The sequence below is a fragment of the Methylobacterium nigriterrae genome (assembly GCF_037106235.1).
Classification (GTDB): domain Bacteria; phylum Pseudomonadota; class Alphaproteobacteria; order Rhizobiales; family Beijerinckiaceae; genus Methylobacterium; species Methylobacterium nigriterrae.
This window is the reverse complement of sequence record NZ_JBAWTG010001064.1, coordinates 1-251: the sequence shown is the minus strand read 5'-3', so window position 1 is coordinate 251 and position 251 is coordinate 1. Positions and strand designations below refer to the sequence as shown.

The 251-nt window shown below is 68.5% G+C and carries 1 pseudogene; it reads right to left on the bottom strand.

The window, feature by feature from the left end:
* Positions 1 to 251: pseudogene (locus WDW90_RS40250) on the bottom strand (IS630 family transposase); the annotation flags it as partial.

The following is a 251-nucleotide window of genomic DNA, read 5'->3' as shown; positions in this document are numbered from 1 at the left end:
CCGCGCCATCCAACATCAGCACGGCGTGGGCATCGGGATCGACGCTGCGGCTGATCTCAGCCAGATGCAGGCTCATTGCCTCGCTGTCGCAGTGGGGCATGACGAGGCCGGCACCCTTGCCCTTCTCCGGGCAGATCGCTCCGAAGATGTAGGCGTAGGCCGTGCGCTGATCCTTGGGTGCCGAGGGGCGGCTGCCACGGCGGGCGCAAGCGGCGCGGCAGGGTGTTCTTCTGGCCGATGCGGGCCTCATC